Consider the following 22,463-nt stretch of genomic DNA (forward strand, 5'->3'; position numbering starts at 1 on the left):
CCACCACGTCGACAGGACGTGGTGGCGGCCGCCTCGTCATGGGAGCCGTCACGAGATCACAACGTCCCCGACATGCGCCGCCCACTAGACTGGCGGCCATGTCCACCATCTCCCGAGACGAGGTCGCGCGCGTCGCCGCCCTGGCCCGGATCGACCTGCGCGACGACGAGGTCGACCGGCTCGCCGGCGAGCTCGACGTCATCGTCGACTCCATCGCCCGCGTGCGCGAGGTCGCGACCCCCGACGTCCCCGCGACGAGCCACCCGCTGCCCATGACGAACGTGTTCCGCGAGGACGTGCCGCAGCCCGCGCTGCCCGTGGCGGACGTGCTGGCTGCCGCGCCGGACGCCCAGGACGGGCGCTTCGCCGTCCCGCAGATCCTCGGGGAGGAGTGAGATGACGGACCTGACGCGCCTCAGCGCTGCCCAGCTCGCCGACGTCCTGGCCACCAAGGAGGTCTCCAGCGTCGAGGCCACCCGCGCGCACCTGGACCGCATCGCGGCCGTCGACGGCGACGTCCACGCGTTCCTGCACGTGAACGACGAGGACGCCCTGGCCACGGCCGCCGACGTCGACGCGCGCCGCGCCGCCGGCGAGGACCTGCACCCGCTGGCCGGTGTGCCGATCGCCGTCAAGGACGTCGTGGTCACGAAGGGCATGCCGTCGACGGCCGGCTCGAAGATCCTCGAGGGCTGGATCCCGCCGTACGACGCGACCCTCGTCGAGAAGATCCGGGCCGCCGGCCTGCCGATCCTCGGCAAGACCAACATGGACGAGTTCGCGATGGGCTCCTCCACCGAGCACTCCGCGTTCGGCAACACGCACAACCCGTGGGACCTCGACCGCATCCCCGGCGGCTCGGGCGGTGGCTCGGCGGCCGCCGTGGCCGCGTTCGAGGCGCCCCTGGCGATCGGCACCGACACGGGCGGCTCGATCCGCCAGCCGGGCGCCGTCACCGGCACCGTCGGCGTCAAGCCCACCTACGGCGGCGTGTCCCGCTACGGGCTCATCGCGCTCGCCTCGTCCCTGGACCAGGCCGGCCCCGTCACCCGCACGGTGCTCGACTCCGCGCTGCTGCACGAGCTGATCGGCGGGCACGACCCGCGCGACTCCACGTCGATCCCCGAGGCGCTGCCGCCGCTCGTCGACGCCGCCCGCCAGGGCGCGCTGGGCGACCTGTCCGGGCTGCGCGTGGGCGTCGTGACGCAGCTGCAGGGCGAGGGCTACCAGCCCGGCGTGCTCGCCCGCTTCCACGAGTCGCTCGAGCTGCTCACCAAGGCGGGTGCCGAGGTCGTCGAGGTCTCCTGCCCGCACTTCGAGTACGCGCTCGCCGCGTACTACCTCATCCTCCCGGCCGAGGCGTCGAGCAACCTCGCGAAGTTCGACGGCATGCGCTTCGGCCTGCGGGTCGAGCCGACCGACGGCCCCCTGACGGCCGAGCGTGTCATGGCCGCGACCCGCGGGGCCGGGTTCGGCGACGAGGTCAAGCGACGGATCATCCTCGGCACCTACGCCCTGTCGGCGGGCTACTACGACGCCTACTACGGCAGCGCGCAGAAGGTCCGCACCCTCATCCAGCGCGACTTCGCGGCGGCGTTCGCGCAGGCCGACGTGCTGGTCTCGCCCACGGCGCCCACCACGGCGTTCAAGCTGGGGGAGAAGCTGGACGACCCGCTGGCGATGTACCTCAACGACGTCGCGACCATCCCGGCCAACCTCGCCGGCGTGCCGGGCATCTCGGTGCCGAACGGCCTGTCCGACGACGGCCTGCCCGTCGGGTTCCAGATCCTCGCACCGGCGAAGGCGGACGACCGCCTCTACCGCGTCGGCGCCGCGCTCGAGTCGGCCCTCGAGTCCACCTGGGGCGCCCCGCTGCTGACGCGCGCGCCCGAGCTGGGCTGACGGAGAACAGGAGAACACCACTGTGACCACCACGACCCCTGCTCTCGTCGCCTACGACGACGCCGTGCGCCGGTACGACCCGGTGCTCGGCATCGAGGTGCACGTCGAGCTCGGCACCCGCACCAAGATGTTCTGCGCGGCGGAGCAGTCGTTCGGCGCGGAGCCGAACACGCAGACCACGCCGGTGTCGCTCGGCCTGCCGGGCGCGCTGCCCGTCGTCAACGGCACCGCCGTCGAGTACGCGATCCGCATCGGCCTGGCGCTCAACTGCCAGATCGCCGAGACGTGCCGCTTCGCCCGGAAGAACTACTTCTACCCGGACGTGCCGAAGAACTTCCAGACGTCGCAGTACGACGAGCCGATCGCGTTCGACGGCTGGCTCGACGTCGAGCTCGAGGACGGCACGGTGCACCGTGTCGAGATCGAGCGCGCCCACATGGAGGAGGACGCCGGCAAGAACACGCACGTCGGCGGTTCCGCGGGCCGCATCCACGGCGCCGAGTACTCGCTGGTCGACTACAACCGGGCCGGCGTGCCGCTGGTGGAGATCGTCACCAGGCCGATCACCGGCGCGGGGGAGCGGGCGCCAGAGGTGGCGCGCGCGTACGTGCAGGCGCTGCGCGACATCTTCCGCGTGCTCGGCGTCTCCGAGGCGCGCATGGAGCGCGGCAACGTCCGCGCCGACGTCAACCTGTCCCTGCGCCCGACGCCCGAGTCCCCGCTCGGCACGCGCACGGAGACGAAGAACGTCAACTCGTTCCGCTCCGTCGAGCGCGCCGTGCGCTACGAGGTCTCGCGCCAGGCCGCGATCCTCGACGCCGGCGAGACGGTGATCCAGGAGACGCGGCACTTCCACGAGGAGGACGGCTCGACGTCGCCCGGCCGCGTGAAGTCCGACGCCGAGGACTACCGCTACTTCCCGGAGCCCGACCTGGTGCCGGTCGCGCCCTCGCGCGCGTGGGTCGAGGAGATCCGCGCGACCCTGCCCGAGCTGCCGCAGGCCCGCCGCCGGCGCCTGCACGACGAGTGGGGCTTCGCCGACGCGGAGATGCGCGACGTCGTCAACGCGGGCGCGCTCGACCTCGTCGAGTCGACCGTGGCCGCGGGTGCGACGCCTGCCGCCGCACGCAAGTGGTGGATGGGCGAGCTGGCCCGCCGCGCCAAGCAGGACGAGGTCGAGCTCGCGGACCTCGCCATCACGCCCGCCCAGATCGGCGAGCTCCAGCAGCTCGTCGACGCCGGCCGCATCAACGACAAGATCGCCCGGCAGGTGCTCGACGGCGTGCTCGCGGGCGAGGGTGGTCCCGAGCAGGTCGTGGTGGCCCGCGGGCTGGAGGTCGTCTCCGACGACGGCGCCCTGCTCACGGCCATCGACGAGGCGCTGGCGGCCCAGCCCGACGTCGTGGAGAAGGTCCGCGGCGGCAACCAGGGCCCGGTCGGGGCGATCATCGGCGCCGTGATGAAGGCGACGCGGGGGCAGGCGGACGCCAAGCGCGTGCGCGAGCTCGTGCTGGAGAGGATCGGCTGATGCGGTCGCCCGTCCTGCACGGGGAGCTCGTGCGGCTGCGTCCGCTCGAGGCGCGCGACGCCGACCGGCTGTGGGCGTCGCTGCGCGACCCCGACAACGGGCGCCTGACCGGGATGGGCACCGACGGTTCCTCGTCCCGCGCCGAGGTGAGCGCGTGGGCGGCGAGCGCCGCGGACCTGGCCGGCCGGTACGACTGGGCGGTCACCTCGGCGGCCGTGCGGGACGGTGAGCTCGTCAGCGACGACCTCCTGGGCGAGATCTCCCTGGACCAGGTGGACCTGCACCTCATGTCGGCCAACCTGCGGCTGCGGATGATGCCGGACTACCGGGGGCGCGGGTACGGGCGCGAGGCCATCGGGGAGGTGCTGCGCTTCGCGTTCACGGCGCCCGGCGAAGGCCTGGGCCTGCACCGGGTGAGCCTGGCCGTGACGAGCATCAACCCGCGGGCGCGAGCCCTGTACGACTCGCTCGGGTTCCGCGAGGAGGGCCGTCTGCGCGACGCCTTCCGGGACGGGCAGGGCTGGGCGGACGCCATCGTCATGAGCATCCTCGACGACGAGTTCCGCGCCGGGGCAGGCACGGACTGAGGCCGACCCCGTCACGACCCGTTCAATGCCGCGACGCCGGCACCCGCACCAGCGGGTGCCGGCGTCGTCGTGTGCGGCGCAGGATGGGGTCGCGACGCGTGGGCGGGGACTTGACCGACCACACCCGCGCTGGCTAATGTCGCACAGCAGAATCTCAATTCCGATGAGCGGAAGACGGCGAGGGTGCCGGGCCGCCGAGCGAGGAGCGACGATGACATCGCCAGGGACGCAGACCACCCGCTACTACACCCCGCAGGGTGGGCTGCCCGGACAGGAGGAGCTGCTGACCGACCGGGCGATCGTCACCGAGGCGTACACCGTCATCCCCCGCGGGGTGCTCCGGGACATCGTCACCTCGAACCTGCCCGGCTGGGAGAAGACGCGGGTGTGGGTGCTCGCGCGCCCGGTCGAGGGGTTCGCGACGACGTTCGCGCAGTACGTCGTCGAGGTCTCGCCCGGCGGCGGGGCCGACCGCGGCGAGGTCGAGACGACGGTGCAGTCGGTCGTCTTCGTCACCGAGGGCACGCTCGTCCTGACCGTCGGGGGCACCGAGCACGTCCTCGAGCCGGGCGGCTACGCCTACCTCGCGGCCGGCGACGCCTGGTCGCTGCACAACCGCTCGGAGGCGAAGGCCGCGTTCCAGTGGGTCCGCAAGGTCTACGAGCGCGTCGACGGCCACGAGGCGACGACCTTCGTCACGCGCGAGCAGGACGTCGAGCCGCGCCCGATGCCCGACACGGACGGCGCCTGGGCCACGACGCGCTTCGTCGACCCCGACGACCTCGCGCACGACATGCACGTCAACATCGTGACGTTCCAGCCCGGCGGGTCCATCCCCTTCGCGGAGACGCACATCATGGAGCACGGCCTGTACGTGCTGGAGGGCAAGGCCGTCTACCGCCTCAACGGCGACTGGGTCGAGGTGCAGGAGGGCGACTTCATGTGGCTGCGCGCCTTCTGCCCGCAGGCCTGCTACGCCGGCGGCCCGAAGCCGTTCCGCTACCTGCTCTACAAGGACGTCAACCGCCAGGTCCGGCTCGACCGCCGCTGACGGTCCCGACGTCGGCCCGGCATCCCCGCGACGCCTCAGCGGCGCGCGCGCTCGAAGTCGTCGAGCGCGACGCGCCGCTCGTGCGCGTGGTCGACCAGAGGCGCGGGGTAGCCGGCGGGCGGCGTGGCGAGCCGCCACGGCTCGTGCACTGCGCGCCCCGCGACGTCGCGCAGCTCCGGGACCCAGCGCCGCACGTAGACCCCGTCGGGGTCGAACTTCTTGCCCTGGGTGACGGGGTTGAAGACGCGGAAGTAGGGGGCGGCGTCGTGGCCGGTGCCCGCCACCCACTGCCAGTTGAGCTGGTTCTGGGAGACGTCCCCGTCCACCAGGTGCGCCATGAAGTGTGCCGCGCCGCGCTGCCAGCGCACGTGCAGGTCCTTGACGAGGAACGACGCGACCACCATCCGCACCCGGTTGTGCATCCACCCCGTGGCGAGCAGCTGCCGCATCCCGGCGTCGACGAGCGGGTAGCCGGTGCGCCCCGCCGCCCAGGCGTCGAACGCGTCGTCGGCGGCGGCGCCGTCGGCCCACGCGTCCTCGGGCACCACGGCGCGCAGCGACCGGGTCCGGGCGTCCGGACGGTGGTGCAGCACGTCGGCGTGGAACTCGCGCCACGCCAGCTCCGAGCGGAAGGTGGTGACGGCGTCGCCCGGCACGCCGTCCTGGGCCGCCGTCGAGAGGTCGGCGAGCAGGGTGCGCGGGTGCACCTCGCCCCAGCGCAGGTGCACGGACATGGCTGACGTGCCGTCCAGGTCGGGGCGGTCGCGGTCCGTGGCGTACCCGGCCAGGCCGTCGCGGACGAAGTCGTGCCAGCGACGGCGTGCGGCCTCCTCGCCCGCACGCGGGAGCGCCGCCTCGGTGGGCGGCGCCGCGGGCAGGTCGTCGGACGGCAGCTCCGCCCAGGGGATCTCCCGCGGCCGGGTCGCCGGGGCGCGCCACCCGTGGTCGAGCCACGCCGCACGGAACGGTGTGAAGACCTGGTACGGCGTGCCCCCGCCGGTGCGCAGGCGCCCGGGGGAGACGGCGTAGGCCGAGCCGGTGCGCACGAGGGCGACGCCGGCCGCCGCGAGCCGCGCCTCCACGTCGTCGTCGCGCGACCGGCCCCGCGGCTCGTGGCTGGCGGCGACGTGCACCTCCTGCGCGCCCACGGCCCGCACGACGTCCGGGACGACCGTGCGCGGGTCTCCGCGTCGCACGACCAGCCGCCCCCCGCACGCCTCGCCCAGGGCGGACAGGGAGCTCACGAGGTAGGCGAGCCGGTTGGCGCCGGCGCGCCGCCACAGGGCGTCGTCCAGCACGTACAGCCCGACGACCTCGCCGTCGCCGGCGCGGGCTCGCTCGACCGCGGCGAGGAGGGCCGGGTTGTCGGAGAGCCGCAGGTCGCGGCGGAACCACATCACGGTCGCAGGCACCCCACCACCGTACGGGCGTGCCGCGGAGGAGGGCGCCCGAGGTGTGCCGCTGCGGTCGCCGTCGTCCGCGGCCGGTGCCACAGTTTCCGTATGACGGACCAGGCCGCGCCATCGACGCCGCACCCTGAGCACGAGGGGGACCGTGCCTTCTTCGGCCACCCGCGCGGCCTGATGACGCTCGCCACCACCGAGGCCTGGGAGCGGTTCAGCTACTACGGCATGCGGGCCATCCTGCTGCTGTACCTGACCGACACGGTCGCGAACGGCGGCCTCGGGATGGACGCGACGACGGGCGCCGCGTTCGTCTCCATCTACGGCACGTCGGTCTACCTGCTGTCCGTCGTCGGCGGCTGGCTGGCGGACCGGGTGGTCGGGGCCCGCCGCTCCGTGCTGTACGGCGGCATCATCATCGCCGCCGGCCACCTGTCGCTCACCGTCCCGACGTACGGCTTCTCGATGCTCGGCATCGGCCTCGTCGCGTTCGGCACCGGCCTGCTCAAGCCGAACGTGTCCTCGATGGTCGGCGAGCTGTACTCGCGCGACGACCCGCGTCGCGACCCGGCGTTCTCGATCTTCTACATGGGGATCAACCTGGGGTCGTTCTTCTCGCCGTTCATCGTGGGCTCCGTGCAGCGCGCGTGGGGCTACCACGCGGGCTTCTCGGTGGCCGCGATCGGCATGGCGATCGCGCTGGTCTTCTTCGTGGCCGGCTACAAGTACCTCGGCAAGGCCGGCACGGACGTGCCGAACCCGATCACCCGGGAGGACCGGCCGGCGGTCGTGCGTCTCGGCCTGATCGTGGTGGGCGCCATCGTCCTCGCGACCGTGGTGGCGGTGCTGATCGCCGGCGGGTGGAGCACGGAGACGTTCATCGACGCGGTGTCCTACCTCGCGCTGGCGACGCCGATCGTGCTGCTCACGGTCATGTACCGCTCGAAGCGCGTGACGGACGCCGAGCGCCCACGGGTGCTCGCCTACGTGCCGCTGTTTGTCGCCGCGATGCTGTTCTGGATGATCTTCGAGCAGGCGGCCACCACGCTGACGCAGTTCGCCGCCGACCGGACCGAGCTGCAGCTGTTCGGCATCGACCTGTCCCCGGCGTTCTTCCAGTCGGTCAACCCTGCGACGATCATCATCCTGGCACCCGTGTTCGCGTGGATCTGGACGAAGACGGGTGACCGGCCGCCCACGGCCTACAAGTTCGTCATGGGCCTGACCCTCGCGGCGCTGTCGTTCCTGTTCCTCGCGGGGATGTCGGAGGTCTTCGCGGACGAGCTCGCGCCGCCGTGGGTCCTCATGGGCGTCTACGTCATCCAGACGCTCGGCGAGCTGTGCCTGTCGCCGGTCGGCATCGCCGCCACCACGCTGCTCGCGCCGCGGGCGTTCCGCGGGCAGGCGATGGCGCTGTGGTTCCTGTCGTCGGCCGCCGGCCAGGCGATCACCGCGCAGACCATCGAGGCGACCGAGGGCGTGTCCGACACGCAGTACTTCGGGGGGATCGGCATCGTGGCGCTGGTGTTCGCGGGGCTCCTGCTGCTGCTCGCCCCGTGGGTCACGCGGCACATCCGCCACGCGGACGAGCTCGAGCGCACCCACAGCGCCGGAGCCTCCTGAGCAGGCCGATCGACCACTGGGCGGACATCTCGCCCGCGATCCGGGACGGCGGGCGTAGCGTGCTCGTGCGCGTCGTCAGCGACGCGCGGCACCACTCGTCGAAGGAGCTGACATGAGCCGCCCCCTGCGCTCTCGGACGTCCACCCACGGCCGCAACATGGCCGGTGCCCGCGCGCTGTGGCGCGCGACCGGCATGGGCGCGGAGGACTTCGGCAAACCGATCGTCGCGATCGCGAACTCGTACACGCAGTTCGTCCCGGGCCACGTCCACCTCAAGGACATGGGCGACCTCGTCGCCTCCGCGATCCAGGAAGCCGGCGGCGTGGCCAAGGAGTTCAACACGATCGCCGTCGACGACGGCATCGCGATGGGCCACGGCGGCATGCTCTACTCGCTGCCCAGCCGCGACCTGATCGCCGACTCGGTCGAGTACATGGTCAACGCGCACTGCGCCGACGCCCTCGTGTGCATCTCCAACTGCGACAAGATCACGCCGGGCATGCTCAACGCGGCGCTGCGGCTCAACATCCCGGTGATCTTCGTGTCGGGCGGCCCGATGGAGGCCGGCAAGGCGATCGTGGCCGACGGTGTCGCGAAGACCCCGCTCAACCTCATCAACGCGATCAACTACTCGGCCGACGACAACGTGTCCGACAGCGCCCTCGCCCAGGTCGAGGAGAACGCCTGCCCCACGTGCGGCTCGTGCTCCGGCATGTTCACCGCGAACTCGATGAACTGCCTCACCGAGGCGCTGGGCCTGTCGCTGCCGGGCAACGGCTCCACGCTGGCCACGCACAGCGCCCGCAAGGAGCTGTTCCTCGAGGCCGGCCGCACCATCGTCGACCTGGCCAGGCGCTACTACGACGACGAGGACGACTCCGCGGCCCCCCGGTCGATCGCGACCAAGGCGGCGTTCTCCAACGCGATGACCCTCGACGTGGCGATGGGCGGGTCCACCAACACGGTGCTGCACATCCTGGCCGCGGCGCAGGAGGGCGAGGTCGACTTCGACCTGTCCGACATCGAGACGATCAGCCGCCGGGTGCCGTGCCTGAGCAAGGTCGCGCCGAACCACCCGAGCTTCCACATGGAGGACGTGCACCGCGCCGGCGGCATCCCCGCCCTGCTCGGGGAGCTGGACCGCGCCGGGCTGCTCGACCACGACGTCACCTCCGTGCACTCGCCCACGCTGCGCGGCTGGCTGGACGACTGGGACGTCCGCGGCGGCAAGGCCACGGCCCAGGCCGTCGAGCTGTTCCACGCCGCCCCCGGCGGGGTGCGCACCACGCAGGCGTTCTCGACGTCGAACGTGTGGGAGAGCCTCGACACGGACGCGGCCGACGGGTGCATCCGCGACCTCGAGCACGCGTACACCGTGGAGGGCGGCCTGGCGGTGCTGCGCGGCAACCTCGCCGAGGACGGCGCCGTGTTCAAGACGGCGGGCGTCGACCCCGACGTCTTCCACTTCGTCGGCACCGCGCTCGTCTGCGAGTCGCAGGAGGACGCCGTCGAGAAGATCCTCACCAAGCAGGTGAAGCCGGGTCATGTCGTGGTGGTGCGGTACGAAGGCCCGTCCGGCGGCCCGGGCATGCAGGAGATGCTCTACCCGACGTCGTTCATCAAGGGCCGCGGGCTGGGCAAGGTGTGCGCGCTCATCACCGACGGCCGGTTCTCCGGCGGGTCGAGCGGCATCTCGGTGGGGCACGTCTCGCCCGAGGCTGCCGCCGGCGGCGTCATCGGCCTGGTCGAGGACGGCGACGAGATCGAGATCGACGTCGACACCCGCCTGATCCGCCTGCACGTGTCGGACGAGGTGCTCGCGGAGCGGCGCGCCAAGATGGAGGCCCGGGAGAACCCGTGGCAGCCCGAGAACCGCGACCGCTACGTGTCCCCGGCGCTCCAGGCCTACGCGGCGATGGCGACGTCCGCCGACCGCGGCGCCGTGCGCGACGTCTCGCTCATCACCCGGCGCTGACCTGACCGGGCGCTGACCTGACCGGCGCCCGCGAGGGGACGGGGTCGTCGGCCGTGGCATAGGCTCCGCGCCATGGCCGACCACCCCCGCCCCGCGTCCGACAACGAGCGCGAGCTGGAGCCGGGCATCGTCACCGACCTGCGCGAGCGCATGACGTACGGCTCCTACCTGCACCTGGACCGTCTGCTCGCCGCCCAGGAGCCGATCAGCACCCCGGCGCACCACGACGAGATGCTGTTCATCGTGCAGCACCAGACGACGGAGCTGTGGCTCAAGCTCGTCCTGCACGAGCTCGTCTCCGCGCGCGACCTGCTCGCGGCGGACGAGCTCGGGGCGGCGCTCAAGCGCATCGCGCGGGTCAAGCACGTGCAGCGCACGCTCACCGAGCAGTGGTCGGTGCTCGCGACCCTCACGCCGAGCGAGTACGCGCAGTTCCGCGGGTTCCTCGGGAACGCCTCCGGCTTCCAGTCCTGGCAGTACCGCGCCGTCGAGTTCCTGCTCGGCAACAAGAACGCCCGCATGCTCGCCGTGTTCGACGCCGAGCCGGAGGCGCGCGCCGAGCTCGCCCGCCTGCTGGCCGAGCCGAGCGTGTACGACGAGTTCCTGCGCTACCTCGCCCGGCACGGTCACGACGTGCCGCAGCGCGTGCTCGACCGTGACGTCACGACGGCGCACACGCTCGACGACGACCTGGTCGAGGTGTTCCGCCGCATCTACGCCGAGCCGGAGTCCGACTGGTCGGCGTACGAGACCTGCGAGGAGCTCGTCGACCTGGAGGACAACTTCCAGCTGTGGCGGTTCCGGCACATGAAGACCGTGCTGCGGATCATCGGCACCAAGCGCGGCACCGGCGGGTCCAGCGGCGTCGGCTTCCTGCAGCGGGCGCTCGACCTCACGTTCTTCCCCGAGCTGTTCGCCGTGCGCACCGAGATCGGCGCGACCGCCGGCCCGGGCGCGCGGTCGTGACCCGCCCGCTGGTCGTGCCCCCGGGGGTCGCCCGGGTCGTCCTGCCCGCCGACGTCCCCGCACCGGTGCGTCGGCGGCTGGAGGAGGCCGGCACGCTGCTGCCCCCGTTCACCGATGCGCACGTGCACCTCGGCCTCGTGGACCCGGCGCCGCTGCGCGCCCGCGGCGTCGCCGCCGTGCACGACCTGGGCTGGATCCCCCGGGTGATCGCCGACCTTGCTGCCGACCCCGCCCTCCCACGCGTCGCGTTCGCCGGCGCGTTCATCACCGCACCCGGCGGCTACCCGTCCGACCGGTCGTGGGCGCCTGCGGGCGCCGTCGACGAGATCGGCGACCCGTCCGCGGCGGCCGCGGCCGTGGACCGGCAGGTGGACGCCGGGGCGTCGTTCGTCAAGGTCGCGCTGCACGGCACGGCAGGACCCGTGCCCGACGACGCCACCCTCGCCGCCGTCGTCGAGCGCGCGCACGCCCGCGGCCGCGACGTCGTCGCCCACGCGGAAGGGCCGGGGCAGGCGGCGCGGGCGTTCGAGGCGGGCGTCGACCGCCTGGCGCACGCCCCGTTCAGCGAGCGCCTGCCCGACGCGCTGCTCGCGGCCATGGCCGCCGGGGGGACGACGCGATCGCCGATGACGTGGGTCAGCACGCTCGACATCCACGGTTGGGGCGACCTCACCACCGAGCACGAGGTCGCGCTCGACAATGTGGCGCGCTTCGCCGTGGCGGGCGGCCGGGTCCGCTACGGCACGGACCTGGGCAACGGCCCGCTGCCGGTCGGCCTGAACGCGCGAGAGCTCGCCGCGCTCGCGACGGCCGGGCTCGGCCGGCGCTCGCTGCTCGCGGCGCTGGTGGGCGACGACCCGCCCGCCGGGCTCGTGTCGTTCGTGCCCGGCCCCGCTCCCGCACGGACCGACGACGGCCACGTCCACGCGGCATGGCTCGCCCGCGCCACCGTCCTCGATCTCGCGGACCTGCGGGACCCTGGTTTCGTCCCGCCGACCACCGACCTGCCCACCGACCTGCCTACCGAGACCGGAGGAACCGCATGACCACCGACGCCGTGACCGGGCGCGACCGGGCCGCCGCGCTCGACGCCGCCGACCCGCTGGCCCGGTTCCGCTCCGCGTTCGTCGACTCCGACGAGGTGACCGCCTACCTCGACGGCAACTCGCTCGGCCGCCCCACGCGGGCGTCGGCCGAGCGGCTCGCGCGCTTCGCGACGGAGGTGTGGGGTGCCCGCCTCATCCGCGGCTGGGACGAGGAGTGGTACGACCTGCCGCTGCGGGTCGGGGACCGGATCGGCGCGGTCACGCTCGGCGCGGCGCCCGGGCAGACGTTCGTCGCAGACTCCACGACGGTCGTCCTGTACAAGCTCGTGCGGGCGGCGCTGGCCTCGCCGCGGGTCGCCGGGCGCGACGAGATCGTCCTCGACTCGGGCAACTTCCCGACCGACCGCTACGTGCTGGAGGGCGTCGCGCGCGAGCACGGGGCCACGCTGCGCTGGATCGCTCCCGAGCACGACGGCGGCGTGACGCCCGACCAGGTGTCCGCGCTGCTGACCGACCGCACGGCGCTGGTCGTCCTCAGCCATGTCGCGTACCGCTCGGGCTACGTGAGCGACGCCGCCGAGATCACGCGTCGCGCGCACGAGGCCGGGGCGCTCGTGCTGTGGGACCTGTGCCACTCCGCGGGCGCCGTCCCCGTCGCGCTGGACGCGTGGGGCGCGGACCTGGCTGCGGGCTGCACGTACAAGTACCTCAACGGCGGGCCAGGGTCGCCCGCGTTCGGGTACGTGCGCGGGGACCTGCAGGACGAGCTGGTCCAGCCGATCCAGGGCTGGATGGGCAGCGACCGGCCCTTCGAGATGGGCCCCGCCTACGCGCCGCACCCCGGCGTGCGGCGGTTCCTGTCCGGGACGCCCGCGATCGTCGGCATGCTGGCGATGCAGGACATGCTCGACCTGCTCGACGAGGCCGGCCTGGACGCGGTCCGCGCGAAGTCGGTGGCGCTCACCCGGTACGCGCTGGAGCTGGTGGACGACCTGCTGGTGCCGCACGGCGTCCGGGTCGCGTCGCCGCGCGACGACGACCGCCGCGGCAGCCACGTGACGGTGGACCACGACGCGTTCGAGCGCACCCTGCCGCTGCTGTGGGAGCGCGGGGTGATCCCCGACTTCCGCCGGCCGAACGGCCTGCGGCTCGGGCTCTCGCCCCTGTCGACCTCGTTCGACGAGGTGCGCGTCGGCGTGGAGGCGGTCCGCGACGCGCTGGTCGAGGTCGCCGCCGCGACCGGAGAGGGTGCCGCTCCTACAGTGAGTCCATGAGCGCCGACGCCACCGCCGCACAGGACCGCACACCCGACCTCAAGCCCCGTTCCCGCCAGGTCACCGACGGGCTGGAGGCGACGGCCGCGCGCGGCATGCTGCGCGCCGTCGGGCTCGGCGACGACGACTTCGCGAAGCCGCAGATCGGCGTGGCGAGCTCGTGGAACGAGATCACGCCGTGCAACCTGTCGCTCGACCGGCTGTCGCAGGCGGTGAAGCACGGCGTGCACGCGGGCGGCGGGTACCCGCTGGAGTTCGGCACGATCTCGGTCTCGGACGGCATCTCCATGGGGCACGAGGGGATGCACTTCTCGCTCGTGTCGCGGGACGTCATCGCGGACTCCGTGGAGACGGTGATGCAGGCGGAGCGTCTCGACGGGTCCGTGCTCCTCGCGGGGTGCGACAAGTCGCTGCCCGGCATGCTCATGGCCGCCGCCCGGCTCGACCTCGCCAGCGTGTTCCTCTACGCCGGGTCGATCATGCCGGGCTGGGTGAAGCTGTCGGACGGCACCGAGAAGGACGTCACGATCATCGACGCGTTCGAGGCCGTCGGGGCGTGCGCCCGCGGGCTGATGAGCGAGGAGGACGTCGGTCGCATCGAGCGGGCCATCTGCCCGGGCGAGGGGGCCTGCGGCGGGATGTACACGGCGAACACCATGGCGTCGGCGGCCGAGGCGCTGGGCATGTCGCTGCCGGGCTCGGCCGCGCCGCCCTCGGCGGACCGGCGCCGCGACGCGTTCGCGCAGGCCTCGGGCGAGGCGGTGGTCGAGCTGCTGCGGCGCGGCATCACCGCCCGCCAGATCCTCACCAAGGAGGCGTTCGAGAACGCCATCGCGGTGGTGATGGCGTTCGGCGGGTCCACCAACGCCGTGCTGCACCTGCTCGCCATCGCGCACGAGGCGGAGGTCGAGCTGACCCTCGACGACTTCTCCCGGGTGGCCGACCGAGTGCCGCACCTGGGCGACCTGAAGCCGTTCGGGCGCTACGTCATGAACGACGTCGACCGGATCGGCGGGGTGCCGGTGGTGATGAAGGCGCTGCTGGACGCGGGGCTGCTGCACGGCGACTGCCTCACCGTCACGGGCCGCACGGTCGCGGAGAACCTCGCGGACATCGACCCGCCCGACCCGGACGGCAAGATCCTGCGCGCCCTGGACCGGCCGATCCACCCGACGGGTGGCATCACGATCCTGCACGGGTCGCTCGCCCCCGAGGGGGCGGTGGTGAAGTCGGCCGGCTTCGACTCCGACGTCTTCGAGGGCACGGCCCGCGTCTTCGAGCGGGAGCGCGCCGCGCTCGACGCGCTCGAGGACGGCACCATCACCGCCGGCGACGTCGTCGTGATCCGGTACGAAGGCCCCAAGGGCGGCCCGGGCATGCGGGAGATGCTCGCCATCACGGGCGCGATCAAGGGCGCCGGGCTCGGCAAGGACGTGCTCCTCGTGACCGACGGACGGTTCTCCGGGGGCACCACCGGGCTGTGCGTGGGGCACATCGCACCCGAGGCCGTGGACGCCGGGCCGATCGCGTTCGTGCGCGACGGCGACCGCATCCGCCTCGACGTCGCGCGCAAGACCCTGGACCTGCTGGTCGACGACGCCGAGCTGGCCGCCCGGCGCGACGGCTGGTCGCCGCTGTCGCACGGGTACACGCGGGGGGTGCTGGCGAAGTACACGAAGCTCGTGCAGTCGGCCTCCAAGGGCGCCGTCCTGGGCTGAGTCTCGCGGCGGCTCGGTCTAGGCTCGCGTCGCCCCGTGACGTGCTCGCGCGGGGCGACGGCATCGAGGCGAGGAGTGGTCGTGGGCAAGGTGCACGAGAAGATCGACGGTCGCCTGCGGGCGTTCGTCGAGGCCCAGCACATGTTCTTCGTCGCGTCCGCCCCGCTGGCGGCCGACGGGCACGTCAACGTCTCGCCGAAGGGTGTCGACGGGTCGTTCGTCGTGGTCGACGAGCACACCGTCGCCTACCTCGACCTCACCGCGTCCGGGGCAGAGACCATCGCGCACCTGCGCGAGAACGGGCGGATCACGCTCATGTTCTGCGCGTTCGACGGGCCGCCGAACATCGTCCGCCTGCACGGCCGGGGCCGGGTCGTGACGCTGTACGACGACGAGTACGCGTCGTGGGCGCCGCGGTTCCCCGAGCGCCGGGGTGCCCGCGCGGTGATCGTGGTCGACGTCGAGCGCGTGTCGGACTCCTGCGGCTACGGCGTCCCGCTGATGGACCATGTGGGGGAGCGCGACCTGCTGCCGCCGTACATGGACCGCAAGGGCGTCGAGGGGCAGGCGGCCTACCGGCGGCTGAAGAACCGCACGAGCATCGACGGGCTCCCGGCGTTCGACGACGACCCCGAGCCGAGCGCCGTCACCGGCTGAGCGTCGCCAGGCGAGGTGCGGTCCGCCGGGCGATGCTGAGGCCATGACCGACTCGATGACGCCGAAGCAGTTCACCCACGCCGACGGCGTCGCCGACTGGCGCGCGAACGACGGCTCCGCCACCGCCGTCTTCCGCACCGGGTCCTTCGCCGCCGGGGCACGGTTCGTGGACGCGATCGCCGAGATCGCCGACGCGGTGAACCACCACCCCGACGTCGACCTGCGGTACACCACGGTGACCGTGCGCACGTCGTCGCACGACTCCGGAGGCCTGACCGACCGTGACGTGGACCTGGCCCGCCGGATCAGCGACGCTGCCCGCGAGCTGGAGATCCCGGTCGAGCAGGCCGGGCGTCGCTGACGTCCGACCCTCGTCGCGCGAAGCCTGCGGCACCGGGGCAGGGTGGACCGGGCGGGGGACGAGGCAGCGCGACGGACGGAGCGACCGATGGCCGACGAGATCACGCCGGCAGGGTTCGAGGCCGCGGAAGGCACGGCCGACTGGCGGGCCCTGGGCCGGGGCGCGAGCGCACTGTTCCGCACACGGTCGCCCGGGGAGGGCGCGGTGCTCCTGGAACGGGTACGGGTGCTCGCGGACGGCGCCGACCACCACCCCGACGTCGACCTGCGCGCGGACGGCGTCGTCGTGCGCGTGGTCTCCCACGACGTGGACGGCCTGAGCGAGCGCGACGTCGCGCTGGCGCGCGAGGTGTCCGCCGCCGCCGCAGACCTGGGGCTGGCGGCCGACCCGGCCGGCGTGCAGGAGGTGGAGCTGACGATCGACGCGGCGGAGCGCGAGCAGGTGATGCCGTTCTGGGGCGTCGTGCTGGGGCACGAGCGCACGGGTGAGGACCTCAGGGACCCCCACTCCCGCTGGCCCGGCGTGTGGTTCCAGGAGATGTCCGAGCCGCGGCCCCTGCGCAACCGCCTGCACCTCGACGTCTTCGTGCCGCACGACGTGCGGCAGGCGCGGGTCGACGCGGCGCTCGCGGCCGGCGGGCGGGTCACGACGGAGGAGTTCGTGCCGCACTGGTGGACGCTCGCGGACGCCGAGGGGAACGAGGCCGACATCGTCTCCTGGGAGGGCTTCGACGAGGACCTGGAGGAGGGTCTGCTCACCCCGGAGGAGTTCCGCGCGGCGGGCGGCGTGGAGGACTGGCGGGTGCTGCAGGGAGCCAGCGCGCACTACGTCACGGGCGGGTTCGACCTGGGCGTCGAGCTCGTCGCACGCGCCGCTCGCGCGGCGGAGGAGGCGGGCGTGCCGCTGTTCGCCGACCTGCGCTACTCGGGCGTCACCCTGCGGGTCGGGCCGCCGGAGGACGGGTGGGTCGATGCCGCCCGCCTCCGGGTCGCGCAGCAGGCGCAGGCGGCCGCGCGGGACCTGGGGGTGCGGGCCGAGCCGGCGCAGCTGCGGGACGTGCAGCTGACCTTCGACGCGCTCGACGTCCCCGCCGTGCAGGCGTTCTGGGTCGCGGCGCTCGGCTACCGGGCGCGAGGCGAGACGGACCTGTACGACCCGCTGCTGCGCGGGCCGTCGGTGTTCCTGCAGCCCATGACCGCCCCGCGCGAGCAGCGCAACCGGATCCACGTGGACGTCATGGTGCCGGCCGACGTCGCGGACGCGCGGGTCGCGGCGGCCGTGGCGGCCGGCGGCCGGGTGGTGCGGGACGCCGAGGCGCCGTTCTTCCGCACCGTCACCGACCCGGAGGGCAACGAGGTGGACATCGCCGTCATCCCCGGCCGTGCCGAGGCGTGGGGCGCCTGACCTGGCAGAGCTCTCGGCACGCCGGCTGACCAGCCGCTAGGCTCCGGGGCGCGCACCGGAGCGACCGGGGCGGCGACCCGGCCCGGTGACCCCGCGGCCACGAGGAGGTGGCGGTGTCCGAGACAGCCGGCGCAGATCTCGCGATCGAGACGCGAGGCCTGCGCAAGACGTACCGCAGCGTGCGGGGGAGGTCGGTCGGGGTCGAGGGGCTCGACCTGCGGGTGCCGGTAGGCGGGGTGCACGGCTTCCTGGGCCCGAACGGCTCGGGGAAGACGACGACGATCCGCATGCTCCTCGGGCTGGTGCGACCGGACCGCGGCACCGCCACGATCTTCGGCCACGAGGTGCCGAAGCGCCTGCCCGAGGTGGTGGGCCGGGTGGGCGCCATCGTCGAGAGCCCCAAGTTCTTCCCGGCGTTCAGCGCCAGCCGCAACCTGCGCCTGCTCGCCGATGCGATCGGCGCGCCCGCGGGCCGCGTGGACGCCGTCATCGACGAGGTCGGGCTCACCGGGCGGGAGCGCGACAAGTACCGCACCTACTCCCTCGGGATGAAGCAGCGGCTCGCCATCGCCGGGACGCTCCTCAAGGACCCGGACCTGCTGATCTTCGACGAGCCGACCAACGGGCTCGACCCCGCGGGCATCCGGGAGATCCGCCAGACGATGCGCGGCCTGGCCGACCAGGGCAAGACGGTGCTGGTCTCCAGCCACATCCTCGCCGAGGTGGAGCAGATCGCGGACACGGTCTCGATCGTCGCCCGCGGGCGCCTCGTCGCGTCCGGGCGGGTGGCCGACCTCATCGGCGCCGGCACGGCCACGCGGTCGGTCCGCCTGCGCGTGTCGCCGGAAGACGTCACGATCGCGACGAGCGTGCTGGAGACCGGCGGGCTGCTGGTGCGCCGCGAGCACGACGCCCTCGTCGTGGACGGCGCCGCCGACCCCGGCGCGGTCAACCGCGCGCTGGGGGAGCGCGGCGTGTGGGTGCACGAGCTCGCGCCGCTCCAGGCCGACCTGGAGTCGGTGTTCCTGGGCCTCACGGCGCACGAGACGCCCGGGGGCCACACCCACAAGGGCGGCCGGACCAAGCGGGGCGGCACCCCGCCCGAGCCTGCGCACGCCGCCGGGCACGGCACGACGACGGAGGTGGACGCATGAGCCGCCTGCTGCGGGTAGAGCTGCGGAGGCTGTGGGCGAGGCAGGTCACCCGCTGGGCGTGCGTCGGGGTGCTCGTCGTCGTCGCGCTGACCGGCCTGGGAACCTTCCTGTCGGCAGCCCCGCCGAGCGACCAGGACGTCGCGAACGCCCGGGAGATGTACGCGACCGACCTGGAGGCGTGGGAGAAGGACGGCGACGAGCAGGTCGCCGACTGCGAGGCCGGGGCCGAGGCGGAGGGCGCCACCGCCGAGGAGTGGGGCTGCGACCAGATGGCGCCGCGCCTGGAGTACTACCTGCCGCCGACGCAGACCTTCGTCCCCGACAAGGCGCAGAACGAGATGATGTACGGAGGCATGGAGGTCAACACGCAGGACGACGCCACGGCCACCGCCGTCGCCGAGATCCGGGGCTCGGTCTGGAACGGATGGGCCGGCCTGTCGTCCCTGGACGACCTCGCGATCCTGCTCCTCCTCGTGGCGCTGGTGGTCGGTGTCAGCTTCGTGACCGCCGAGGTCAACAGCGGGTCGCTGGGCATGTGGCTGACCTTCGAGCCGCGCCGGCACCGGGTGTACTGGTCGAAGGCCGTGGCGACCTCGCTCGGGACGATCCCCTTGGTGGCGGTCGGGTTCGCGCTCCTGGTCGGAACGTCGTACGCGGTGTACGCGTCGTTCGGCACGCTGGGCGACCTCACCGGCGCGGTCTGGCTGGAGGTCGCGGCGTTCACCGGCAGGCTCGTCGCCGCGGGCGTCGTGCTCGCCGCCGTCGGTGTGGCCCTGGGCGTGCTCCTCAAGCACGCCGCAGCCGCGGTGGGCGTCGTGGGGGTCGTCGCGTGGGGCTGCCTCGCCTTCGGCTCCGCGCTCGGCGAGCCGCAGCGGTGGCTGCCGACGACGGCGCTGACGGCGTGGCTGCAGGGCGGGTCGGTGTTCACCACCGACAACTGCACGCGGAACGCCGACGGCGTCTACGAGTGCACGCCGGTGGACCACGTCGTGACCACGGCGCAGGGCGGGCTGGTGCTGCTCGTGATCGCCGTCGTGCTGACCGCGCTCGCGGTCCTGGTCTTCCGCCGTCGTGACGTGAGCTGACCTCCCCGCATCCCCGCAGCTCGTGAGCCCGGCGTCCCGCATGCTGTCCGCATGATGGGACACCGGGCTCACGACGTGACATCGGGAGGTGGCGGGCGTAACGTTCGATCCGTGCAGACGATCCTCGTAGTACTTCTTCCCGGGCGCGCCGACTAGGCCCACGCACCAGGCTTCGTCAGCGCGCTCACCCTCGTCAGTCCCGCAGTGTCGGGACCGGGGGCTTTTTTATTGCACGGACAACCCTTCGCCAGACCCCTCGCCCAGACCGACCGGCAGGAGAGACCGATGGTCCAGCCGAACCCGACCCCCGCCCAGGTGGCCGCGCGCACCGCGCGCCCCGCCGACCGAGCAGTGTCCGGTGAGGAGGTCACCGGCGCCGAGTCGATCGTCCGTTCCCTCGAGTCGGTCGGCGTCGAGAACGTCTTCGGCATCCCGGGCGGCGCCATCCTTCCGCTCTACGACCCGCTCATGGACTCGAAGCAGATCCGCCACGTCCTGGTGCGGCACGAGCAGGGCGGCGGCCACGCGGCCCAGGGATACGCCCACGCGACGGGCAAGGTCGGCGTCACGATGGCGACCTCCGGCCCCGGCGCGACGAACCTCGTCACCCCGCTCGCCGACGCGCACATGGACTCGGTGCCGCTGGTCGCGATCACCGGTCAGGTGGCGCAGTCGCTCATCGGCACCGACGGGTTCCAGGAGGCGGACATCGTCGGCATCACGATGCCGATCACCAAGCACTCCTACCTCGTCACCGACCCTGCCGAGATCCCGCGCACCATCGCCGAGGCGTTCCACATCGCCTCGACCGGCCGGCCCGGGCCGGTGCTGGTGGACATCGCGAAGTCCGCGATGCAGGCGCGCACCACGTTCTCCTGGCCGCAGGAGCTGGCCCTGCCCGGCTACCACCCGGTGACCAAGCCGCACGCCAAGCAGATCCGCGAGGCCGCGAAGCTGCTCGCCACCGCCCGCCGCCCGGTGCTGTACGTGGGCGGTGGCGTCATCCGCTCGGGCGCGTCGGAGGCGCTGCGCCGTCTGGTCGACGTCTCGGGGGCCGCCGTCGTCACGACGCTCACCGCGCGCGGAGCCGTGCCCGACAGCCACCCGCAGCACCTGGGCATGCCCGGCATGCACGGCACGGTGCCCGCGGTGGCGGCGCTGCAGAAGGCCGACCTCGTGGTCGCCCTCGGCGCCCGGTTCGACGACCGGGTGACCGGCCGGCTGTCGAGCTTCGCGCCGCACGCCGCCGTCGTGCACGCCGACATCGACCCCGCGGAGATCGGCAAGAACCGGCCCGTGGACGTGCCGATCGTCGGGGACCTGCGCGAGGTGATCGCCGACCTGGTGCCGGCCCTCGAGGCCGAGCACGCCAAGGTGGGTCGCCCCGACCTGGCCGCCTGGTGGCACCAGCTCGACACGTGGCGCGAGACCTACCCGCTCGGGTACACGCCCACCGCCGACGGACACCTGTCCCCGCAGCACGTGATCTCCCGGCTGGGCGAGCTCGCCGGCCCGGACGCGATCTACGCCGCGGGCGTGGGGCAGCACCAGATGTGGGCGGCGCAGTTCATCCGTTACGAGCGTCCCCGCACGTGGCTCAACTCGGCCGGCCTGGGCACGATGGGCTTCGCGGTCCCGGCAGCGATGGGCGCCAAGGTGGGCGAGCCCGACCGCGAGGTGTGGGCCATCGACGGCGACGGCTGCTTCCAGATGACCAACCAGGAGCTCGCGACCTGCGCGATCAACGACATCCCGATCAAGGTGGCGCTGATCAACAACAGCTCGCTCGGCATGGTCCGGCAGTGGCAGACGCTCTTCTACGAGGAGCGGTACTCCAACACCGACCTGCACACCGGGCACGGCACGCGGCGCATCCCCGACTTCGTGAAGCTCGCCGACGCCTACGGCTGCGAGGGCATCCGCGTGGAGCGCGAGGACGAGGTCGACGCCGCGATCAAGCGGGCGCAGGAGATCGACGACCGCCCGGTGGTCATCGACTTCCAGGTCTCGCGCGACGCCATGGTGTGGCCGATGGTCGCCGCGGGCGTCCCGAACGACGACATTCAGTACGCGCGTGGCATCTCGCCCGCGTGGGACCGCGAAGACTGACCGGCCGCGAGCAGAGACGGAGAGCCACCATGTCGCGTCACACCCTGTCCGTGCTGGTCGAGAACAAGCCGGGCGTCCTCACTCGCGTCAGCGCGCTGTTCGCGCGCCGCGCGTTCAACATCCACTCCCTGGCCGTCGGCCCCACCGAGCACGAGGAGATCTCGCGCGTCACGGTCGTGGTCGACGTCGAGGAGCACCCGCTCGAGCACGTGACCAAGCAGCTCAACAAGCTGGTCAACGTCATCAAGATCGTCGAGCTGGACCCGGAGTCCTCCGTGCAGCGCGAGCTCATGCTCGTCAAGGTGCGGGCCGACGCCACCACGCGCGCCGGGGTGCTCGAGGTGGTCGACCTGTTCCGCGCCCACGTGGTGGACGTGGTGCCCGACACCGTCGTCATCGAGGCGACCGGCACCGCCGCGAAGCTGTCCGCGCTGCTCAGCGCGCTCGAGCCCTACGGCGTCCGGGAGATCGTGAAGTCCGGCACGCTCGCGGTGGGCCGCGGCTCGCGGTCCATCACCGACCGAGCGCTGGAGCGGGTACGCACCGCCTGACACGGTTCGCGTACCGTCACCCCTGCCGGTGACCACCGAGAAACCGACCAGAAGTACCGAGAATCGAAG

19 protein-coding genes are annotated in these 22,463 nt (G+C 73.1%); 18 read left to right on the forward strand and 1 reads right to left on the reverse strand.

Going from position 1 to position 22,463, the window contains the following annotated elements; genetic code table 11:
• Positions 1-98 precede the first annotated feature (98 nt).
• From gatC to ACWGKI_RS13715, 5 genes are all read left to right on the forward strand, one after another.
• A complete protein-coding gene (gene gatC, locus ACWGKI_RS13695) occupies positions 99-395 on the forward strand; it encodes an Asp-tRNA(Asn)/Glu-tRNA(Gln) amidotransferase subunit GatC (protein ID WP_380245487.1) in 297 nt (98 codons plus the stop codon).
• Position 396: 1 nt separating this feature from the next.
• Positions 397-1,902 (forward strand): Asp-tRNA(Asn)/Glu-tRNA(Gln) amidotransferase subunit GatA, encoded by a 1,506-nt coding sequence (gene gatA / locus ACWGKI_RS13700; protein WP_380245488.1) that lies wholly within the window; start codon positions 397-399, stop codon positions 1,900-1,902.
• Between the two features lie 22 nt (positions 1,903-1,924).
• Complete coding sequence (gatB, locus tag ACWGKI_RS13705) at positions 1,925-3,430, forward strand: Asp-tRNA(Asn)/Glu-tRNA(Gln) amidotransferase subunit GatB (RefSeq protein ID WP_380245489.1); 1,506 nt, start codon at positions 1,925-1,927, stop codon at positions 3,428-3,430.
• Positions 3,430-4,017 carry a GNAT family N-acetyltransferase gene (locus ACWGKI_RS13710; RefSeq protein ID WP_380245490.1) on the forward strand — a complete coding sequence of 196 codons (588 nt, stop codon included), beginning with the start codon at positions 3,430-3,432 and terminating at the stop codon, positions 4,015-4,017. Before gatB ends, ACWGKI_RS13710 begins: the two co-directional genes overlap by 1 nt.
• A 211-nt stretch (positions 4,018-4,228) precedes the next feature.
• Complete coding sequence (locus tag ACWGKI_RS13715; protein ID WP_452187685.1) at positions 4,229-5,068, forward strand: bifunctional allantoicase/(S)-ureidoglycine aminohydrolase; 840 nt, start codon at positions 4,229-4,231, stop codon at positions 5,066-5,068.
• Positions 5,069-5,103: 35 nt separating this feature from the next.
• On the opposite strand, the gene ACWGKI_RS13720 is transcribed toward ACWGKI_RS13715, so the two are convergent.
• The gene (locus ACWGKI_RS13720; RefSeq protein WP_452187721.1) at positions 5,104-6,465 is read right to left on the reverse strand and encodes a cryptochrome/photolyase family protein; all 1,362 of its coding nucleotides are present in this window, start codon (positions 6,463-6,465) and stop codon (positions 5,104-5,106) included.
• A gap of 105 nt (positions 6,466-6,570) precedes the next feature.
• Between ACWGKI_RS13720 and ACWGKI_RS13725 the strand changes: the two genes are divergently transcribed.
• The 13 genes from ACWGKI_RS13725 (at position 6,571) to ilvN (ending at position 22,394) form a co-directional block, all read left to right on the forward strand.
• Positions 6,571-8,094: a peptide MFS transporter gene (locus ACWGKI_RS13725; RefSeq protein ID WP_380243153.1), complete on the forward strand. Its 1,524-nt coding sequence runs from the start codon at positions 6,571-6,573 to the stop codon at positions 8,092-8,094.
• A gap of 112 nt (positions 8,095-8,206) precedes the next feature.
• On the forward strand, positions 8,207-10,069 hold the full coding sequence (ilvD, locus tag ACWGKI_RS13730) for a dihydroxy-acid dehydratase (RefSeq protein WP_452187687.1): 1,863 nt from the start codon (positions 8,207-8,209) through the stop codon (positions 10,067-10,069).
• Between the two features lie 72 nt (positions 10,070-10,141).
• On the forward strand, positions 10,142-11,035 hold the full coding sequence (locus ACWGKI_RS13735; protein ID WP_452187689.1) for a tryptophan 2,3-dioxygenase: 894 nt from the start codon (positions 10,142-10,144) through the stop codon (positions 11,033-11,035).
• The gene (locus ACWGKI_RS13740; protein ID WP_452187691.1) at positions 11,032-12,081 is read left to right on the forward strand and encodes an amidohydrolase family protein; all 1,050 of its coding nucleotides are present in this window, start codon (positions 11,032-11,034) and stop codon (positions 12,079-12,081) included. Before ACWGKI_RS13735 ends, ACWGKI_RS13740 begins: the two co-directional genes overlap by 4 nt.
• Positions 12,078-13,355, forward strand: coding sequence for a kynureninase (gene kynU, locus ACWGKI_RS13745; RefSeq protein ID WP_452187693.1), 1,278 nt, complete (start codon positions 12,078-12,080; stop codon positions 13,353-13,355). The genes ACWGKI_RS13740 and kynU overlap by 4 nt, the downstream gene beginning before the upstream one ends.
• Positions 13,352-15,073, forward strand: coding sequence for a dihydroxy-acid dehydratase (ilvD, locus tag ACWGKI_RS13750; RefSeq protein WP_380243141.1), 1,722 nt, complete (start codon positions 13,352-13,354; stop codon positions 15,071-15,073). The genes kynU and ilvD (ACWGKI_RS13750) overlap by 4 nt, the downstream gene beginning before the upstream one ends.
• 81 nt (positions 15,074-15,154) lie before the next feature.
• Entirely contained in the window at positions 15,155-15,730 is a 576-nt protein-coding gene (locus ACWGKI_RS13755; RefSeq protein WP_380243139.1) for a pyridoxamine 5'-phosphate oxidase family protein, read from the forward strand.
• A gap of 43 nt (positions 15,731-15,773) precedes the next feature.
• Positions 15,774-16,091, forward strand: a complete 318-nt coding sequence (locus ACWGKI_RS13760) for a 4a-hydroxytetrahydrobiopterin dehydratase (protein ID WP_380243137.1) — start codon at positions 15,774-15,776, stop codon at positions 16,089-16,091.
• An 87-nt stretch (positions 16,092-16,178) separates the two neighbouring features.
• The gene (locus ACWGKI_RS13765; protein WP_452187696.1) at positions 16,179-17,495 is read left to right on the forward strand and encodes a VOC family protein; all 1,317 of its coding nucleotides are present in this window, start codon (positions 16,179-16,181) and stop codon (positions 17,493-17,495) included.
• A 107-nt stretch (positions 17,496-17,602) separates the two neighbouring features.
• The gene (locus ACWGKI_RS13770) at positions 17,603-18,649 is read left to right on the forward strand and encodes an ABC transporter ATP-binding protein (RefSeq protein ID WP_380243133.1); all 1,047 of its coding nucleotides are present in this window, start codon (positions 17,603-17,605) and stop codon (positions 18,647-18,649) included.
• Positions 18,646-19,734: an ABC transporter permease subunit gene (locus tag ACWGKI_RS13775; RefSeq protein ID WP_452187698.1), complete on the forward strand. Its 1,089-nt coding sequence runs from the start codon at positions 18,646-18,648 to the stop codon at positions 19,732-19,734. The genes ACWGKI_RS13770 and ACWGKI_RS13775 overlap by 4 nt, the downstream gene beginning before the upstream one ends.
• 285 nt (positions 19,735-20,019) lie before the next feature.
• Positions 20,020-21,843 (forward strand): acetolactate synthase large subunit, encoded by a 1,824-nt coding sequence (locus tag ACWGKI_RS13780; RefSeq protein ID WP_380243129.1) that lies wholly within the window; start codon positions 20,020-20,022, stop codon positions 21,841-21,843.
• Between the two features lie 29 nt (positions 21,844-21,872).
• Complete coding sequence (gene ilvN / locus ACWGKI_RS13785; protein WP_380243126.1) at positions 21,873-22,394, forward strand: acetolactate synthase small subunit; 522 nt, start codon at positions 21,873-21,875, stop codon at positions 22,392-22,394.
• Positions 22,395-22,463 lie beyond the last annotated feature (69 nt).

Source organism: Isoptericola sp. NPDC055881 (assembly GCF_053615895.1).

Excerpts from the sequence above, each read along its gene's own strand:
- ACWGKI_RS13775 (WP_452187698.1), top strand. The coding sequence starts at position 18,646 with ATGAGCCGCCTGCTGCGGGTAGAGCTGCGGAGGCTGTGGGCGAGGCAG.
- gatA (WP_380245488.1), top strand. The coding sequence starts at position 397 with ATGACGGACCTGACGCGCCTCAGCGCTGCCCAGCTCGCCGACGTCCTG.
- ACWGKI_RS13710 (WP_380245490.1), top strand. The coding sequence starts at position 3,430 with ATGCGGTCGCCCGTCCTGCACGGGGAGCTCGTGCGGCTGCGTCCGCTC.
- ACWGKI_RS13720 (WP_452187721.1), bottom strand. The coding sequence starts at position 6,465 with ATGTGGTTCCGCCGCGACCTGCGGCTCTCCGACAACCCGGCCCTCCTC.
- ilvD (WP_452187687.1), top strand. The coding sequence starts at position 8,207 with ATGAGCCGCCCCCTGCGCTCTCGGACGTCCACCCACGGCCGCAACATG.
- kynU (WP_452187693.1), top strand. The coding sequence starts at position 12,078 with ATGACCACCGACGCCGTGACCGGGCGCGACCGGGCCGCCGCGCTCGAC.
- gatC (WP_380245487.1), top strand. The coding sequence starts at position 99 with ATGTCCACCATCTCCCGAGACGAGGTCGCGCGCGTCGCCGCCCTGGCC.
- ACWGKI_RS13765 (WP_452187696.1), top strand. The coding sequence starts at position 16,179 with ATGGCCGACGAGATCACGCCGGCAGGGTTCGAGGCCGCGGAAGGCACG.
- ilvD (WP_380243141.1), top strand. The coding sequence starts at position 13,352 with ATGAGCGCCGACGCCACCGCCGCACAGGACCGCACACCCGACCTCAAG.
- ACWGKI_RS13780 (WP_380243129.1), top strand. The coding sequence starts at position 20,020 with ATGGTCCAGCCGAACCCGACCCCCGCCCAGGTGGCCGCGCGCACCGCG.
- ACWGKI_RS13735 (WP_452187689.1), top strand. The coding sequence starts at position 10,142 with ATGGCCGACCACCCCCGCCCCGCGTCCGACAACGAGCGCGAGCTGGAG.
- ACWGKI_RS13760 (WP_380243137.1), top strand. The coding sequence starts at position 15,774 with ATGACCGACTCGATGACGCCGAAGCAGTTCACCCACGCCGACGGCGTC.
- ilvN (WP_380243126.1), top strand. The coding sequence starts at position 21,873 with ATGTCGCGTCACACCCTGTCCGTGCTGGTCGAGAACAAGCCGGGCGTC.
- ACWGKI_RS13715 (WP_452187685.1), top strand. The coding sequence starts at position 4,229 with ATGACATCGCCAGGGACGCAGACCACCCGCTACTACACCCCGCAGGGT.
- ACWGKI_RS13725 (WP_380243153.1), top strand. The coding sequence starts at position 6,571 with ATGACGGACCAGGCCGCGCCATCGACGCCGCACCCTGAGCACGAGGGG.